A 17,218-nucleotide genomic window follows, 5' to 3' on the forward strand; every position below is an offset into this window, starting at 1 on the left:
CGGCATGACCAATGGCATCAGCATCCTTGCCCATACCGCGCCGGAGTCCGGCGTCGGCGCCCTGCAGCGGATCAGCGACCATGTCGCCTGTGCGCTCGGGCCCGCGATCGTCTCCCGCACCATCGCCTTCGGCGAACTCACCCTCGTGGTGCAGGCCAGCGACATCGTCTACGCGCTGACCTACCTGCGCGACGACCCAACCTGCGCCTTTCGCTGCTTCATCGACATCTGCGGCGCCGATTATCCGGCCCGGGAGAAGCGGTTCGACGTGGTCTATCACCTGCTCTCGCTGCGCCATAATTCCCGGATCCGCTTGAAGGTGCAGACCGACGACCAGACGCCGGTGCCCTCCGTAATCGAGGTCTTTCCGGCCGCGAACTGGTTCGAACGCGAGACCTACGACCTCTACGGCATCCTGTTCTCGGGCCACCCGGACCTGCGTCGGCTGCTCACTGATTACGGCTTCGAAGGGCACCCCCTGCGCAAGGACTTTCCGCTCACCGGCTTTGTCGAGGTCCGCTACGACCAGGACGAGGCGCGCGTGGTCTACGAGCCGGTCAAGCTCACCCAGGAATTCCGAAACTTCGACTTCCTTTCGCCGTGGGAGGGCACCGAGTACGTGCTCCTGGGCGATGAGAAGACGTCGGCTTGAGCAGCGGAGCGAGGCCATGACCGAGCACAACATCCGCAACTTCGCGATCAATTTTGGACCGCAGCATCCGGCGGCTCACGGCGTGCTGCGTCTCGTGCTGGAACTCGACGGGGAGATCGTCGAGCGGGTCGATCCCCACATCGGCCTGCTCCATCGCGGCACCGAAAAACTCATCGAGCACAAGACCTACCTCCAGGCGACGCCCTACTTCGACCGGCTCGACTATGTTTCGCCGATGAACCAGGAGCACGCCTTCTGCCTCGGCATTGAGAAGCTGCTCGGGCTCGAGGTGCCGCGGCGGGCGCAGCTGATCCGCACGCTGTTCTGCGAGATCGGGCGCATTCTCTCCCACCTTCTCAACGTCACCACGCAGGCCATGGATGTCGGCGCCCTGACGCCGCCGCTCTGGGGCTTCGAAGAGCGTGAGAAGCTGATGATCTTCTACGAGCGTGCATCGGGCGCAAGGCTCCACGCCAACTACTTCCGGCCCGGTGGCGTCCATCAGGACCTGCCGCCCGCACTGATCGACGATATCGAAGCGTTCATCGATCCGTTCCTGCAGGTTGTCGATGATCTCGACAACCTCGTCATGGGCAACCGCATCTTCAAGCAGCGCAACGTCGACATCGGCATCGTCACCGTGGACGAGGCGATGGCCTGGGGCTTCTCCGGCGTGATGGTCCGTGGTTCCGGCATCCCGTGGGACCTGCGCAAGTCGCAGCCCTACGAGGCCTACGAGGAGATGGATTTCGATATCCCCGTGGGGAGGAACGGCGACACCTACGATCGCCAGGTCATCCGCATGGAAGAGATGCGCGAATCGGCCAAGATCATGAAGCAGTGCTGCATCAAGCTGCGCCAGCCGGCGGGCCAGGGGCCGATTTCAGCTACGGACGGCAAGATTGCTCCGCCGCCACGCCGCGAGATGAAGCGCTCGATGGAAGCGCTGATCCACCACTTCAAGCTCTACACTGAGGGCTTCCACGTGCCGGCCGGCGAGGTCTACGCCGCCGTCGAGGCACCCAAGGGCGAGTTCGGCGTCTATCTCGTCGCCGACGGCACCAACAAGCCCTACCGCTGCAAGATCCGCGCTCCGGGTTTCGCCCACCTTCAGGCGATGGACTGGATGTGCCGCGGCCACATGCTGGCCGACGTGTCCTGCGTGCTTGGCACGCTGGACATCGTGTTCGGCGAAGTGGACCGGTGAGGATCAAGGTTCGAAACTGATGGCCAACCGCAGACTCGCCTCCGCTGCCGAGCAGCCCGCCACCTTCACGTTCTCGTCCGAGAACGCCGATTGGGCGAAGGGCCAAATCGAGAAGTATCCTGAGGGCCGTCAGGCCTCGGCGGTAATCCCGCTGCTCTGGAAGGCGCAGGAGCAGAATGGCGGCTGGCTGCCGCAGAAGGCCATTGAGGCGGTGGCCGACGAACTTGGCATGCCCCATATCCGCGTGCTCGAAGTCGCGACCTTCTACACGATGTTCGCCTTGGAGCCTGTCGGTAAGTTCTGGATCCAGCTTTGCGGAACCGTGCCGTGTGATTCCTGTGGCGCGCGCGAGTTGAAAGACTACCTGCACCACCGTCTCGGAGCGCCCGGCCACGTGAGTGCTGACGGTGACTTCTCTTGGCTCGAGGTCGAGTGCCTGGGCGCCTGCTGCAATGCTCCGATGGCGCAGATCAATCAGGATTACTACGAGGACCTGACACCCGACCTCCTCGGCAAGCTGATGGACGACCTCGCCGCTGGCCGGCCGGTGAAGGTCGGCTCGCAAGTCGGACGGACCTCGTCCGAGCCGCTCGGGGGCGCCGATACACTCACCGATGCGAACCTATTCGACGGATCGCGCGTGGGAACCTGGCGCAAGCGCTTCGAGCAGAAAGAGGCCGAAGGTGGCAGCGAGCAGGGCAAGGCCGAGGCGGCTTCGTCCGAACAGCGCGCCGCCGGGGACCCGAAGCCCGCCCGTCCCGATGCGGGTCGGGCCGTTGGGACGTCGGCGACCGACGGGCCTGCCCAGCGGGCTGCGGCCGGAGAGTCTCCCGTGAAGGCGAGCGATAAGATGGATGCCGCCGACGGGACGAACTCAACGGCGCAGCCAGCCTCGCCGACCGCGCCGGCTCCGGAGATGATCGCGAAGTCGGAAGCCGCAGGTGCGGAAGCCGGTACCCAGTCGAGCCTGCCGCGCAACGAGCCACCGCCCCAGCCAGCGGCCACGGGTGCCAGCGCGGACGTCAAAGACCCTCAGTCGGCCGGCACCGAGGCCTCATCGACGAAGGCTTCAACGACGAGGCCGGAGACACCCGGGTTTTCCGCCCCAAAGAAGGGGAACTGACATGCTCGCCGATCAGGATCGCATCTTCACGAACCTCTACGGCCTGCATTCTCCCGGGCTCGAGGCCGCCAAGCAGCGCGGCGCCTGGGATGGCACCAAATTCCTGCTGGAAATGGGCCGCGACTGGATCATCGACGAGATGAAGCAGTCGGGCCTGCGGGGCCGTGGCGGCGCTGGCTTCCCCACAGGCCTTAAGTGGTCATTCATGCCCAAGAAGTCCGACGGGCGTCCGCACTACCTCGTGGTCAATGCCGACGAGTCCGAGCCGGGCACCTGCAAGGACCGGGAGATCATGCGGCACGATCCGCATCTCCTGATCGAGGGCTGCATGCTGGCATCCTTCGCGATGGCCGCGCATGTCTGCTACATCTACATCCGCGGCGAGTACGTCGCCGAGAAGCACGCCCTCCAGCGGGCGGTGGACGAGGCTTACGAGGCCCGCCTCGTCGGCAAGGACAATGTCCACGGCTATCCCTTCGACATCTACGTCCACCACGGCGCCGGCGCCTATATCTGCGGCGAGGAAACGGCGCTGCTGGAGAGCCTCGAAGGCAAGAAGGGGATGCCGCGCCTGAAGCCTCCATTCCCCGCCAATATGGGTCTTTATGGTTGCCCCACGACGGTCAACAACGTCGAATCCATTGCGGTGGCGGGCACCATCCTGCGCCGCGGCGGCGCCTGGTTCGCCGGCCTCGGTGGCAAGAACAACACCGGCACCAAGCTGTTCTGCGTCTCGGGCCACGTCAACAAACCCTGCAACGTCGAGGAGGAACTCGGGATCACCTTCCGCGAACTCATCGACAAGCATTGCGGCGGCATGCGTGGCGGGTGGGACAACCTGCTCTGCTCGATTCCCGGCGGCTCCTCGGTGCCCCTGGTCCCGGCCGAGCAGATCATCGATGCCAAGATGGACTTCGACACGCTTAAGAACCTCGGCTCCGGCCTCGGCACGGCGGCGGTCATCGTGCTCGACAAGTCCACCGACATCGTCTCGGCAATCGCCCGTATCGCCTACTTCTACAAGCACGAGTCCTGCGGCCAGTGCACGCCCTGCCGCGAAGGAACGGGCTGGATGTGGCGCGTGATGCTGCGCATGGCGGAGGGCCGGGCCCAGCGCCGCGAGATCGACATGCTCCTCGACGTGACGAAGCAGATCGAGGGTCACACCATCTGCGCGCTCGGCGACGCGGCCGCCTGGCCGATCCAGGGTCTGATCCGGCACTTCCGTCCTGAGATCGAGAAGCGCATCGACCGCTACAGCGCCAACCCGCATTCCGATCCGGTGCCGATGGCGGCGGAGTGATCCGCCCCTCGCGCCGCCCTTAAGTTTCGAGACCGAGACCCACGCATGACCAAGATCGTCGTCGACGGCACCGAGGTCGATGTTCCGGCGGAGTACACGCTGCTCCAGGCCTGCGAGGCCGCAGGCGCGGAAATTCCGCGCTTCTGCTTCCACGAGCGGCTGTCCATCGCGGGCAATTGCCGGATGTGCCTTGTGGAGCTCAAGGGCGCTCCGAAGCCGGTGGCCTCCTGCGCCTATGCGGTGAAGGATTGCCGGCCCGGACCCAACGGCGAGCCGCCGGAGGTGCTGACGCGCTCGGGCCAGACGAAGAAGGCCCGCGAGGGGGTTATGGAGTTCCTCCTCATCAACCACCCGCTCGACTGCCCGATCTGCGACCAGGGCGGCCATTGCGACCTGCAGGACCAGGCAATGGCCTACGGCGTCGACTCGACCCGCTACGGGGAGAACAAGCGCGCCGTCGAGGAGAAGTACATCGGCCCGCTGGTGCGGACCGCCATGAACCGCTGCATCCACTGCACCCGCTGCGTCCGCTTCCTGGCGGAGGTCGCCGGCGTGCCGGATCTCGGCGCCATCGGGCGCGGCGAGGACATGGAGATCACGAGCTACCTCGAATCCGCCATGGGCTCGGAGCTTCAGGGCAACGTCGCCGACCTCTGCCCCGTGGGCGCCCTCGTCCACAAGCCGCAGAGCTACGAGGTGCGGCCGTGGGAGCTGTCGAAGACCGAATCCGTCGACGTGATGGACGCCGTCGGTTGCGCCATCCGGGTCGATGCCCGCGGGCGCGAGGTCATGCAGATCGAGCCGCGCGTGCACGAGGAAATCAACGAGGAGTGGATTTCCGACAAGACCCGCCACGCGGTGGATGGTCTGCGCACCCAGCGCCTCGACCGGCCCTACCTGCGGGAGAACGGCCGCCTGCGCCCTGCGTCCTGGGGTGAGGCGTTCGCCGCCATCGCGGCGAAGGTGAAGGGCACCGACCCCAAGCGCATCGGCGCGGTGGTGGGCGATCTCGCCGGCGTCGAGGAGATCTACGCGCTGAAGGCGCTGATGACCTCCCTCGGGGTGACGAGCCTCGACTGCCGCCAGACCGGCGAGGCGATCGACCCGGCCTGGGGCCGGGCCGCCTACACCCTCGGCACCGGCATCGCCGGGATCGAGGAGGCGGACGCGATCCTCCTCATCGGCACCAATCCGCGCCTGGAGGCCTCGCTGCTCAACGTGCGCATCCGCAAGCGCTGGCGCATGGGCCCCCTGGCGGTCGGCCTCATCGGCGAGCCCGTCGACCTGACCTATCCGCATACCTACCTGGGCGCCGGACCCGAGACCCTGGCCGACCTCGCCTCCGGCCAGCACAGCTTTGCCCAGGCGCTGAAGGCGGCGAGCCGGCCGCTCGTCATCGTAGGCACCGGCGCGCTGGCGCGGCCGGACGGCGCCGCGATCCTCGCGGCGGCGGCGGCGCTCGCCCGGGACATCGGCGCCGTGACGCCCGAGTGGAGCGGCTTCGGCGTGCTCCAGACCGCGGCGGCCCGGGTCGGCGCCCTCGATCTCGGCTTCGTGCCGGGGGAGGGCGGGTTCGACTTCGCCGGGATCGCGAACGGCGGCAATCTCGACGTGGTATACAACCTCGGTGCCGACGAGGTCGCGGTGGGACCGGGTGCGTTCGTGATCTACCAGGGCACCCACGGCGACCAGGGCGCCACCCGGGCCGACGTCGTCCTGCCGGGGGCGGCCTATACCGAGAAGAGCGCCACCTACGTTAACCTCGAGGGACGGGTCCAGACCACGAATCGCGCCGGCTTCCCGCCGGGGGATGCCCGCGAGGATTGGGCGATCCTGCGCGCCCTGTCCGACGTGCTGGGCAAGCGCCTGGCCTTCGATTCGCTGGGGGCCCTGCGCCGGGCGCTCTATGCCGAGCATCCGCATTTCGCGGCCCTCGACGCCATCGCCCCGAACGATGCGGTCGCCACCCTGGAGACCTTGTCGACCTTGGGCGGCGAGCCGACCCGCGCGGCCTTCGCGTCGGCGGTGCCGGACTTCTACCTCAGCAACGCGATCGCCCGCGCCTCGCGGGTGCTCGCCGAGTGTTCGAGCCTCGCCCGGGTGCGCGGCCTCGAAGCGGCCGAATAAGGATCTCCTGCGATGACCTTCTGGGAAATCCTCGGCACCGTCCTGCTGCTGGCGCTCAAGAGCTTCGTGCTCCTGGCGCTGCTGCTCGTCTTCATCGCCTATGCGCTGCTGGCCGACCGCAAGATCTGGGCGGCGGTTCAGCTCCGGCGCGGCCCGAACGTGGTCGGGCCCTGGGGCCTGTTCCAGTCCTTCGCCGATCTCCTGAAGTTCGTCCTGAAGGAACCGGTCATCCCGGCCGGCGCCAACAAGGCGCTGTTCCTGCTGGCGCCCCTGGTCTTCGCCACCCTGGCGCTGGCCGCTTGGGCGGTGATTCCCCTGGCCGAGGGCTGGGCCATCGCCGACCTCAACGTCGGCATCACCTACATCTTCGCGATCTCGTCGCTGGGCGTCTACGGCGTCCTGATGGGCGGCTGGGCCTCGAACTCGAAATACGCCTTCCTGGGGGCGCTGCGCTCGGCGGCGCAGATGATCTCCTACGAGGTCTCCCTCGGCTTCGTCATCATCTGCGTGCTCCTGTGCGCCGGCTCCCTGAACCTCTCGCGCATCGTCATGGCGCAGGACACCAGCCTCGGCATCCTGGGCTGGTACTGGCTCTGGCTGTTCCCGATGTTCGTGGTGTTCTTCATCTCGGCCCTGGCCGAGACGAACCGCCCGCCCTTCGACCTGCCGGAGGCCGAATCGGAACTCGTGGCCGGCTACATGGTCGAGTATTCGTCGACGCCGTACCTGCTGTTCATGCTGGGCGAGTACGTGGCCATCATGACCATGTGCGCGCTGGGCACGGTGCTGTTCCTCGGCGGCTGGCTCTCGCCGATCCCGTTCGCGCCCTTCACCTGGGTGCCGGGCCTGATCTGGTTCGCCCTGAAGGCCAGCTTCCTCTTCTTCATGATCGCCATGGTGAAGGCCATGGTGCCGCGCTACCGCTATGACCAGCTCATGCGCCTCGGCTGGAAGGTGTTCCTGCCGCTCTCGCTCGTCTCGGTCATCGTCGTCGCCTTTGTCCTCAAGCTCACCGGCCTCGCGCCGGGCGCCTGAATGTGGAAGAAATTCGGGCGTCTGGTCTTTCCGCTTCTGGCCTTCGTGGCGATCGCAATTCAGATTCGCGAGCGCTGGACTGGAAGTTTTTCTCTGACGGGATTTCTCATCGGATTGATTGTCAGTGGTGCTCTCTTGTTCGCAGTCCGGGCCGCCACGCAGCATAAGATGCGTGAAACCAGCACGGACGTCCGCGAAATCGAATTCTTCAAGCGTTGGTTGATGTGGGTGTCTGCAGGACTCGTTCTCCTTGTGTCATTTGCGTTAGCTTTCACGTATCCGACCACCAAGTCATGATGACAGGCATGTAACGACCATGAAGCTCGATCAGGTCGCTCAGGGTCTGCTGCTGAAGGAGTTCGCGTCCGGGTTCATCCTGGCGATGAAGTACTTCTTCAAGCCGAAGGCCACGATCAACTACCCCTTCGAGATGGGCCATCGCGGCCCGCGCTTCCGGGGGGAGCACGCCCTGCGCCGCTACCCCAACGGCGAGGAGCGCTGCATCGCCTGCAAGCTGTGCGAGGCGATCTGCCCCGCCCAGGCCATCACCATCGAGGCCGGTCCGCGCCGCAACGACGGCACCCGCCGCACGACCCGCTACGACCTCGACATGGTCAAGTGCATCTATTGCGGCATGTGCCAGGAGGCCTGCCCGGTGGACGCCATCGTGGAAGGGCCGAATCTCGAGTTCTCGGTCGAGACCCGCGAGGAGCTCCTCTACGACAAGGAGAAGCTCCTCCTCAACGGCGACCGCTGGGAGCGCGAGATCGCCCGCAACCTCGCGGTGGACGCGCCCTACCGCTGAGCGCGCGCTCCCGCCGGGCGGATCCTCTTGCCGGGCGCATCCTTCGCGCGGCCCGTGGATGAGACATCAGGGGCGATTCCGTTCCCACGGAGTCGGCCGGACCCCGCCGAGGCGGTTGTGCGCCGCAGGGGCGGGTTCTATAGACGGGCGGCCGGTGGGCCGTGGCACAATTTCGGCAGAAGGGGCCGTCCTCGGGACGGCTGATCTCTAGAATCGCATGAGTGCAGCCGCTGCCTTCTTCTACCTGTTCGCAGGTGTGACCATCGCCTCGGGCTTCATGGTGATCGCCTCGCGCAATCCCGTGGCCTCCGTGCTCTTCCTCATCCTGGCCTTCGTGAACGCCGCCGGGCTGTTCGTGATGATGGGCGCCGAGTTCCTGGCGATGATCCTGGTGGTCGTCTACGTCGGCGCGGTGGCGGTGCTGTTCCTGTTCGTCGTGATGATGCTCGACGTGGATTTCGCCCAGCTGCGCCAGGGCTTCCAGCAATACCTGCCCATCGGCGCGCTGATCGGCGCGGTTTTCCTGATCGAGCTGCTGCTCGTGGTGGGCTCCTGGACCATCGATCCGGGCCTCGTGCAGGCGCCCCTCGGTCCGGTCGCCAGCGCCGAGGCGGTGACCAACACCCAAGCGCTGGGCCGGGTGCTCTACACGGACTACGTCTTCTTCTTCCAGCTCGCCGGCCTGATCCTGCTCGTCGCGATGATCGGCGCCATCGTGCTGACCCTGCGCGACCGACCGGGCGTCAAGCGCCAGAACATCGCCGTCCAGAACGCGCGCACGCAGACCATGGCGGTGGAAACCCGCAAGGTGCCCTCGCGCCAGGGCGTGGAAGTCTGATGGCCGGCGGACCTCGAACGGCAGAGACCGGGAGCCACATCCGATGATCGGCCTGAGCCATTACCTGACGGTCGCCGCGATCCTGTTCACGCTGGGGGTGCTCGGCATCTTCGTGAACCGCAAGAACGTCATCGTCATCCTGATGTCCGTTGAGCTGATCCTGCTGGCGGTGAACATCAATCTCGTCGCCTTCTCCACCCACCTCAACGACATCACCGGCCAGGTCTTCGCCCTGTTCGTGCTGACGGTCGCGGCGGCGGAGGCGGCCATCGGCCTCGCCATCCTCGTCGTGTTCTTCCGAAACCGTGGTTCGATCGCGGTGGAGGACGTCAACATGATGAAGGGCTGACGCGGGACCGCGACGCCACCCGATTCGACGCCCGGCAGCGCGGTGCGCGCGCCGCCGGGGCGGTGACACGAACCCCACAGGGCGCCGCTCGGGCTCCCCGCGCAGCGCGCGGGGACCGGGCGCACCCAGGAGGCCGGACAAGCCAGCGATGTATCACGCGATCGTCTTCCTCCCGCTCGTCGGCGCGCTGCTCGCCGGCCTGTTCGGCCGCCAGCTCGGCCCGAAGCTCAGCGAGGGCATCACCACCGGCCTCCTCGCCTTCTCGGCGCTGCTGTCCTGGGGCGCCTTCCTGGAGGTGCCCGGCACCGAGCACGCCACCCGCGTGCAGGTGGCGACCTGGTTCACCGCCGGCGACCTCGTGGTCGACTGGGCCTTCCGCATCGACACCCTGACGGTGATCATGCTGGTGGTGGTGACCTCGGTCTCGACCCTCGTGCACCTCTATTCCATCGGCTACATGGAGGAGGATCCGCACCGGCCGCGCTTCTTCGCCTACCTGTCGCTCTTCACCTTCGCCATGCTGATGCTGGTGACGGCCGACAACCTCGTGCAGATGTTCTTCGGCTGGGAGGGCGTCGGCCTCGCCTCCTACCTGCTGATCGGGTTCTGGTACGAGAAGCCTTCCGCCAACGCCGCGGCCATGAAGGCCTTCATCGTCAACCGCGTCGGCGATTTCGGGTTCTCGCTTGGCATCTTCCTCGTCTTCGTGCTGACGGGCTCGATCGCCTTCGACGGCATCTTCGCCCGCGCGCCCGAGATCAAGGACGCGACCTTCCACTTCCTGGGCTACGACTGGAACGCCCTGACCCTCGCTTGCCTGCTGCTGTTCATGGGCGCCATGGGCAAGTCGGCCCAGTTCCTGCTGCACACCTGGCTGCCGGACGCGATGGAGGGGCCGACCCCCGTCTCCGCGCTGATCCACGCCGCCACCATGGTGACGGCCGGTGTCTTCATGGTGGCGCGCCTGTCGCCGCTGTTCGAGCTCGCCCCCAACGCCCTCGTCGTGGTCACGGTCATCGGCGGCATCACGGCGTTCTTCGCGGCCACGATCGGCCTCGTGCAGAACGACATCAAGCGCGTGATCGCCTACTCGACCTGCTCGCAGCTGGGCTACATGTTCGTGGCGCTCGGCGTCGGCGCCTACTCGGCGGCCGTCTTCCACCTCTTCACCCACGCCTTCTTCAAGGCGCTGCTGTTCCTCGGGGCCGGCTCGGTCATCCACGCGATGCACCACGAGCAGGACATGCGGAACATGGGGAACCTGCGCCGCTACATTCCCTTCACCTCGGCGATGATGACCATCGGCACCCTGGCGCTGATCGGCTTCCCCTTCACCGCGGGTTACTATTCGAAGGACGCCATCATCGAGGCGGCCTACGCCTCGACGCGGCCCGGGCACACCCTGGCCTTCATCTGCACCGTCGTCGCCGCGCTGATGACCTCGTTCTATTCCTGGCGCCTGTTCTTCATGACCTTCGAGGGACCGGCCCGCTGGGCCGGCCACGGGGCGCACCACGACGACGCCCACGCGGTGGCGCATGCCGCCGCCTCGACCCAGGCCGACGGCGCCCCGGGCCACCACGAGGGCGTCGCCCACGACGATCACGGCCACGACGTCGAGCCGGCCTCGCACAGCGCCATCGAGCACCACGACCATGCGCACACCCCGCATGAGAGCCCGCTGGTGATGACGATCCCCCTCGGCATCCTGGCCTTCGGCGCGCTCTTCGCCGGCCTGATCTTCAAGAACCGGTTCATCGGTGAGGGCATGGACTCGTTCTGGGGCCACGCCCTCGGCCACGGCCCCGACAACCACATCATGCACGACATCCACGCGGTGCCGGCGCTGGTGGTCTATTCGCCCTTCATCATGATGCTGATCGGCTTCGTGCTGGCCTACTGGATGTATATCCGCCGGCCGGAACTGCCGGGCCAGCTCGCCGCCCAGCAGCCGAGCCTGTACCGGTTCCTCCTCAACAAGTGGTACTTCGACGAGCTCTACGACCGGATCTTCGTCCGCCCGGCCAAGGACTTCGGCAAGTTCCTCTGGAAGGAGGCCGACGGCCGCGTCATCGACGGCATGGGCCCGGACGGCATCGCCACCCGCGTCCTCGACGTGACCCGCGGCGTGGTCCGCTTCCAGACCGGCTACGTCTACCATTACGCCTTCGTCATGCTCGTCGGCGTCGCCGCCCTCATCAGCTGGTACATGCTGACCGGCTTGCCCAAGGTCGCCCATTGATGGCCGCCGTCACGTATCGGAGCGCCCGCTCATGTTAGGCCTCGGAATCCTGTCCGGCCTGCTCATCGTGCCGCTCTGCGGCGCGGCCTTCATCCTCACCCTGGGCGAGGAGACGGAAGCCGCGAAGCGCAACGCGCGCTGGGCCGCACTCATCACCACGCTCGCCACCTTCCTGCTCTCGCTGGTGGCCTGGGGCCGCTACGACGCGACCACGGCGAACTTCCAGCTCGTCGAGACCCATGCCTGGCTGAGCGAGGCCACCCGGTTCAAGCTCGGCGTCGACGGCTTCTCGATGCCGCTGATCCTGCTGACCACCTTCCTGATGCCGTTCTGCATCGGCGCCTCGTGGCTCTCGGTGAACGTCCGGGTGAAGGAGTACTTCGTCGCCTTCCTCGTCCTTGAGACGACGATGATCGGCGTGTTCTGCGCCCTCGATCTGGTGCTGTTCTACCTGTTCTTCGAGGCCGGCCTGATCCCGATGTTCCTCATCATCGGCATCTGGGGCGGCAAGCGGCGCATCTACGCCAGCTTCAAGTTCTTCCTCTACACCCTGCTCGGCTCGGTGCTGATGCTGCTCGCCATCATGGCGATGTACTGGCACGCCGGCACCACCGACATCCCGACCCTGCTGCACACCCGCTTCCCCGTGGAACTGCAGACTTGGCTCTGGCTGGCTTTCTTCGCCTCCTTCGCGGTGAAGATGCCGATGTGGCCGGTCCATACCTGGCTGCCCGACGCGCACGTGGAGGCGCCCACCGCCGGCTCGGTGATCCTGGCGGGCATCCTCCTGAAGATGGGCGGCTACGGCTTCATCCGGATCTCGCTGCCGATGTTCCCGGACGCGAGCCACGCCTTCGCCCCGATGGTGTTCGCCCTCTCGGTGATCGCGATCATCTTCACCTCGCTGATCGCCCTGATGCAGACCGACATCAAGAAGCTCATCGCCTACTCCTCGGTGGCGCATATGGGCTTCGTGACGCTGGGTCTCTTTACGATGAACGAGCAGGGCATCCAGGGCGCGCTGTTCCTGATGATCTCGCACGGCATCGTGTCGGGCGCGCTCTTCCTCTGCGTCGGCGTGGTCTACGACCGGATGCACACCCGCGAGATCGCGGCCTATGGCGGCCTCGTGAAGCGGATGCCCCTCTACGCGGCGGCCATGATGGTCTTCACCATGGCCAATGTCGGCCTGCCCGGCACTTCCGGCTTCGTGGGCGAGTTCCTCGCCATGATGGGCGCCTTCCGGGCCAACCCGACGGTGGCGTTCTTCTCGGTCTTCGGCATCATCCTGTCGGCCGGCTACGCCCTCTGGCTCTATGCCCGCGTGATCTACGGCAAGCTCGAGAAGCCCAACCTGCAGGGCATCCTCGACCTGGACCTGCGCGAGAAGATCATCATCGCGCCGCTCGTCGCCCTGACGATCTATTACGGCGTCCACCCGGCCCCCGTGCTCGACACCTTCGCGCCCTCCACGGACGCGTTGATGCAGAGCATGCGGACCGCGCTCTCGAACACGCAGACCGCCGCGGCCACCCTGCCGCCCGCGTCGCGCTGAAGGCTTGACCCGATGAACGCCGCTCAGATCGTCCTGCCCGCGCTCGGGCCCGCCCTGCCGGAGCTGATCCTCAGCGTCGGCGTGCTGGTGCTGATCCTCTACGGTGCGTTCCGGGGCGAGCGCTCCGCCGAGGGCGTCAACGTCGGGGCCCTGATCCTGCTGGTGGTGGCGCTGTTCGCGGTCATGTCCCAGTCGGGCGCCAAGGTCACGACCCTGAACGGCTCCTTCATCGTCGACAACTTCTCCAAGGTGATGAAGGCCCTGATCCTGCTGGGCTCTGCGGCCACGATCCTGCTCTCGCGCGACTATTTCCAGCGGGAGCGCATCGACCGGTTCGAGTTCCCGATCCTGCTGATCCTCTGCACCATCGGCATGATGGTCATGGCCTCGGCCAACGACCTGATCGCGCTCTATCTCGGCCTGGAGCTGCAGTCGCTCGCCGCCTACGTCATCGCGGCCTTCCATCGCGACAACCTGAAGTCGACGGAAGCCGGGCTGAAGTACTTCGTCCTCGGCGCGCTCTCCTCGGGCATGCTGCTCTACGGCGCCTCCCTGGTCTACGGCTTCACCGGCACCGTCTCGTTCCCCGGCATCGTCGCGGCGCTGGACGGCACCGCGGGCTTCGGCATCGTGCTCGGCATCGTCTTCGTGGCGGCCGGCGTCGCCTTCAAGCTCGCGGCGGTGCCGTTCCACATGTGGACGCCCGACGTCTACGAGGGCTCGCCGACCCCCGTGACCGCCTTCTTCGCCTCGGCGCCCAAGATGGCCGCCATGGCGATGACGGTGCGCCTCTTCATCGGCGCCTTCCCGGACGTGACCGCGATCTGGCAGCAGATCATCGTCTTCGTGGCGATCGCCTCGATGGCGCTGGGCTCCTTCGCCGCCATCGGCCAGCGCTCGCTCAAGCGCCTGATGGCCTATTCCTCCATCGGCAATGTCGGCTACGCCCTGGTGGGCCTCGCCGCCGGCTCGCAGGAGGGCATCAGCGGCGTCGTCGTCTACATGATCATCTACCTGGCGATGACGCTGGGGGCCTTCGCGGTGCTGCTGTCGCTGCGCCGCGGCGGCCGGATGTTCGAATCCGTCGACGACCTCGCCGGGCTGTCGCGCACCCATCCGGTCATGGCCTTCTGCCTGGCCGCGATGATGTTCTCGCTAGCCGGCATCCCGCCGCTGGCCGGGTTCTTCGCCAAGTACTACGTCTTCCTCGCGGCCATCAAATCGGGCCTCGTCGCCCTGGCGATCATCGGCGTGGTCACCAGCGTGGTGGGCGCGTTCTACTACCTGCGCCTCGTCAAGGTGATGTATTTCGACGAGCCGGTCGCCGCCTACGAGCCGATGCCGCCGGGGGCCCGCATCGTCCTCGCCCTGGCGAGCCTGGTCGTGGTGCTGCTCGGGATCGTGCCGGGTCCCATCGTCGGCGCCGCGGGTGCCGCCGCCAAGTCGCTGTTCTAGGTCCTTGAGCGGCTACGTCCTCGGCACCCGGGCGCGGGGGGAGGGGCACCGCCTCCACGTCCACGAAAGCCTCGGCTCCACCAACACCGAGGCGCTGGCGCGCTTCCGCGACGGCGAGGCCGGCCCGCTCTGGGTGGTGGCGCGGCGGCAGGAGGCCGGACGGGGCCGGCGCGGCAACAGCTGGCTGTCCGAGCCCGGAAACCTGACCGCGAGCCTGCTCTGGCCCGTGGACGACGTGGAACCCGGCCAGGTGCCGACCCTCGGCTTCGTCGCCGGCCTCGCCCTGGTCTCCGCCCTCGCGGCGGCCGGCGTCACCGGGTGCCGCCTGAAGTGGCCGAACGACGTCCTGGCCTCGGGCGCCAAGCTGGCGGGGCTCCTGCTGGAGGCCGAGAGCCGGCCCGGCGGGCGCCGTGCGGTGGTGATGGGCTTCGGTGTCAATGTCGCTGCGACGCCGCAGGGCTTGCCTTATCGCGCCACGTGCCTCAGGCAGATGCGGTACGACACGCGCGCCGAGGATCTGTTCGTCCACCTGACGGACGGAATCGTCGACGCCGCGCGGCTTTGGGCGTGTGGCCACGGATTCGCGAGGATCCGCGAGCGCTGGATCGCGGACGCGGCCGGAATCGGCGCGCCGGTTTCGGTGCGCCTGGGCGACACGTCCGTACAAGGAATTTTCGAGACGATCGACGAGGCAGGGCGGCTCGTGGTCCGATCGGAGGATGGGACGCGACGGACCGTGACGGCGGGCGAGGTGCATCTGGGAACGGCCGCGACGGCGGCTTGAGGTTTGGACGGACAATGACGACAGGGCAAGACGAACTCGTCTTCGTGCCGCTCGGCGGCGTGGGCGAGATCGGCATGAACGCGGCGCTCTACGGCTTCGGCCCCCCGAAGCGGCGCAAATGGATCATGGTCGATTGCGGCATGGGCTTCGCCGGCGAGGAGGGATTCCCCGGCATCGACCTGATGTTCCCGGATCTCAGCTTCATCGAGGAGCGCAAGGACGACCTCCTCGCCATCTTCATCACCCACGCGCACGAGGACCATATCGGCGCGATCGGTGAGCTGTGGCCCAAGCTCAAGGCGCCCGTCTACGCGACGCGCTTCGCCAAGAACCTTCTGGAGGCCCGCCGCCTCAGCGAGCCGGGCGCGCCCAAGGTGATCCTCAAGGAGATCCAGGCCGGCCGCCGGGTGCAGGTCGGTCCGTTCGAGATCGAGTACGTGCCGGTCTCGCACTCGATCCCCGAGTCGAACGCGGTCGCCATCCGGACGCCGCACGGCCTCCTGCTCCACACCGGCGACTGGAAGCTCGATCCAACCCCGATCCTCGGCGACGTGACCTCGGAGACCGCCTTCCGGGCGCTCGGCGACGAGGGCATCCTGGCGATGATCAGCGATTCGACCAACGTCGTGCGCGAGGGGCGTTCCCCGAGCGAGGCGGAGGTCGCCGCCACCCTGCGCGAGCTCATCGCCGACGCCCCCCACCGGGTCGCGGTGACGACCTTCGCCTCCAATGTCGCGCGCATGCGGGCCGTGGCCGAGGCCGCCCAGGCCTGCGGCCGCGAGGTCGTCGCGGTCGGCCGCGCCATGGACCGGGTCATCGCGGTCGCCCGCGAGTGCGGCTTCCTCGACGGGCTGCCCGAGTTCCGGTCGTCGGACAGCTACGGCTACCTGCCGCGCGACAAGGTCGTGGCCCTGCTCACCGGCTCGCAGGGTGAGGAGCGGGCCGCGCTCGCCCGCGTCTCGCGCGACGACCATCCGGACATCACCCTCGCCGCCGGCGACCGCGTCATCTTCTCCTCGCGGGCGATCCCCGGCAACGAGCGGGCGGTGGGCGCGATCATCAACGACCTCGTCAATGCCGGCATCGAGGTGGTCACCGACCGCACCAAGCTCGTCCACGTCTCGGGCCACCCCCGGCGCGACGAGATGGCGGAGATGTATGCCTGGACCCGGCCGCAGACCGCGATCCCGGTCCACGGCGAGGCGCTGCACCTCGACGAGCACGCCCGCTTCGCCCGGGACCAGGGCGTTCCGAACATCGTCAAGGCCCGCAACGGCAGCGTCGTGCGCCTCGCGCCCGGCACGCCGGAGATCGTCGACCACGTCAAGGCCGGGCGCCTGTTCAAGGACGGCAACGTCCTGATCGACGCCAAGGACCGGGCCATCCCCGAGCGCCGCAAGCTCTCGCAGGCCGGCCTCGTCTCGGTGGCCATCGCCATCGACGTCCAGGGCGAGATCCTGGGCGAGCCCGCGATCGACATCATCGGCCTGCCCAATCGCGGCCGGACCGGCCAGGCGATGCTCGACGTCGTCGTGGAGTGCGTGTCGCGCACGCTCTCGGGGCTGTCGAAGCCCAAGCGCAAGGACGCCGAGGGCGTCGAGAAGGCCGTCGACCGCGCGATCCGCTCCGCGGTGAACGAGGTCTGGGGCAAGAAGCCCGCCTGCCACGTGCAGGTGGTCGAGGTCTAATGGGCGAACCTTCCCCCCTCTGCGGGGGAGGGGTGTCGCCGATGCGGGTGGGTTG

15 protein-coding genes are annotated in these 17,218 nt (G+C 67.3%); all 15 read left to right on the plus strand.

The window, feature by feature from the left end:
* The first annotated feature begins 4 nt into the window (after positions 1 to 4).
* The gene (locus tag ASG63_RS08875) at positions 5 to 652 is read left to right on the plus strand and encodes an NADH-quinone oxidoreductase subunit C (protein WP_056214592.1); all 648 of its coding nucleotides are present in this window, start codon (positions 5 to 7) and stop codon (positions 650 to 652) included.
* A gap of 16 nt (positions 653 to 668) precedes the next feature.
* The gene (locus tag ASG63_RS08880) at positions 669 to 1,859 is read left to right on the plus strand and encodes an NADH-quinone oxidoreductase subunit D (RefSeq protein WP_056214596.1); all 1,191 of its coding nucleotides are present in this window, start codon (positions 669 to 671) and stop codon (positions 1,857 to 1,859) included.
* 19 nt (positions 1,860 to 1,878) lie between these two features.
* The gene (gene nuoE / locus ASG63_RS08885) at positions 1,879 to 2,982 is read left to right on the plus strand and encodes an NADH-quinone oxidoreductase subunit NuoE (protein ID WP_056214601.1); all 1,104 of its coding nucleotides are present in this window, start codon (positions 1,879 to 1,881) and stop codon (positions 2,980 to 2,982) included.
* A gap of 1 nt (position 2,983) precedes the next feature.
* Positions 2,984 to 4,285: an NADH-quinone oxidoreductase subunit NuoF gene (nuoF, locus tag ASG63_RS08890; RefSeq protein WP_056214605.1), complete on the plus strand. Its 1,302-nt coding sequence runs from the start codon at positions 2,984 to 2,986 to the stop codon at positions 4,283 to 4,285.
* A 45-nt stretch (positions 4,286 to 4,330) separates the two neighbouring features.
* Entirely contained in the window at positions 4,331 to 6,412 is a 2,082-nt protein-coding gene (gene nuoG, locus ASG63_RS08895; protein ID WP_056214608.1) for an NADH-quinone oxidoreductase subunit NuoG, read from the plus strand.
* Positions 6,413 to 6,424: 12 nt separating this feature from the next.
* Positions 6,425 to 7,447: an NADH-quinone oxidoreductase subunit NuoH gene (gene nuoH, locus ASG63_RS08900; protein ID WP_056214611.1), complete on the plus strand. Its 1,023-nt coding sequence runs from the start codon at positions 6,425 to 6,427 to the stop codon at positions 7,445 to 7,447.
* Positions 7,448 to 7,744, plus strand: a complete 297-nt coding sequence (locus tag ASG63_RS25150; protein WP_156394126.1) for a hypothetical protein — start codon at positions 7,448 to 7,450, stop codon at positions 7,742 to 7,744.
* A gap of 19 nt (positions 7,745 to 7,763) precedes the next feature.
* Positions 7,764 to 8,252, plus strand: a complete 489-nt coding sequence (gene nuoI, locus ASG63_RS08905) for an NADH-quinone oxidoreductase subunit NuoI (protein WP_056214614.1) — start codon at positions 7,764 to 7,766, stop codon at positions 8,250 to 8,252.
* A gap of 217 nt (positions 8,253 to 8,469) precedes the next feature.
* Positions 8,470 to 9,090, plus strand: coding sequence for an NADH-quinone oxidoreductase subunit J (locus ASG63_RS08910; protein WP_056214617.1), 621 nt, complete (start codon positions 8,470 to 8,472; stop codon positions 9,088 to 9,090).
* Positions 9,091 to 9,133: 43 nt separating this feature from the next.
* A complete protein-coding gene (gene nuoK / locus ASG63_RS08915) occupies positions 9,134 to 9,439 on the plus strand; it encodes an NADH-quinone oxidoreductase subunit NuoK (protein ID WP_055947368.1) in 306 nt (101 codons plus the stop codon).
* Positions 9,440 to 9,587: 148 nt separating this feature from the next.
* Positions 9,588 to 11,681, plus strand: a complete 2,094-nt coding sequence (gene nuoL / locus ASG63_RS08920) for an NADH-quinone oxidoreductase subunit L (protein WP_056214620.1) — start codon at positions 9,588 to 9,590, stop codon at positions 11,679 to 11,681.
* A 31-nt stretch (positions 11,682 to 11,712) separates the two neighbouring features.
* Positions 11,713 to 13,236, plus strand: coding sequence for an NADH-quinone oxidoreductase subunit M (locus tag ASG63_RS08925; RefSeq protein WP_056214623.1), 1,524 nt, complete (start codon positions 11,713 to 11,715; stop codon positions 13,234 to 13,236).
* 12 nt (positions 13,237 to 13,248) lie between these two features.
* Entirely contained in the window at positions 13,249 to 14,691 is a 1,443-nt protein-coding gene (gene nuoN / locus ASG63_RS08930; RefSeq protein WP_056214627.1) for an NADH-quinone oxidoreductase subunit NuoN, read from the plus strand.
* 4 nt (positions 14,692 to 14,695) lie between these two features.
* Positions 14,696 to 15,475: a biotin--[acetyl-CoA-carboxylase] ligase gene (locus ASG63_RS08935; protein ID WP_056214630.1), complete on the plus strand. Its 780-nt coding sequence runs from the start codon at positions 14,696 to 14,698 to the stop codon at positions 15,473 to 15,475.
* Positions 15,476 to 15,489: 14 nt separating this feature from the next.
* Positions 15,490 to 17,163, plus strand: coding sequence for a ribonuclease J (locus ASG63_RS08940; protein WP_056214634.1), 1,674 nt, complete (start codon positions 15,490 to 15,492; stop codon positions 17,161 to 17,163).
* Positions 17,164 to 17,218: the final 55 nt, after the last annotated feature.

Origin of the sequence: Methylobacterium sp. Leaf94, from assembly GCF_001426045.1 — a bacterium.
In the GTDB taxonomy this organism is placed as follows: domain Bacteria; phylum Pseudomonadota; class Alphaproteobacteria; order Rhizobiales; family Beijerinckiaceae; genus Methylobacterium.